This is a genomic window from Chromohalobacter sp. HP20-39 (assembly GCF_033052815.1).
Classification (GTDB): Bacteria; Pseudomonadota; Gammaproteobacteria; order Pseudomonadales; family Halomonadaceae; genus Chromohalobacter.
Window position 1 is genome coordinate 1 of record NZ_JAWHTP010000276.1, and the last position, 371, is coordinate 371.

Genomic DNA, 371 nt, shown 5'->3' on the forward strand with positions numbered 1-371 from the left:
CTTGCGGATACGACACGAATCGCATACGCCGCAGGCACGGCCTTCTTCGTCAGCCTTGTAGCACGACACCGTCATGCCATAGTCGACGCCCAGTCGCGCGCCGGCCTGGATGATCTCCGCCTTGGTCATGGCGATGATGGGCGCGTTTACGCGGATGTGCTCGCCTTCCACGCCGGCCTTGGTGGCTAGGTTGGCCAGCGTCTCATACGCAGCAACGTATTCGGGGCGGCAGTCCGGGTAGCCGGAGTAGTCGACCGCATTGGCGCCGAAAAACAGGTCACGCGCACCGACGGCCTCGGCCCAGCCAAGCGCCAGCGACAGCATGATGGTGTTGCGCGCCGGCACATAGGTGATGGGAATGCCGTCGTGGG

At 64.4% G+C, this 371-nt stretch carries 1 protein-coding gene; it reads right to left on the minus strand.

Annotation, left to right across the window (positions count from 1 at the left end):
* Positions 1–371, minus strand: a 371-nt coding sequence (locus RVY79_RS17970; RefSeq protein WP_317465880.1) for a 7-cyano-7-deazaguanine synthase, incomplete at both ends; no start/stop codon positions are given.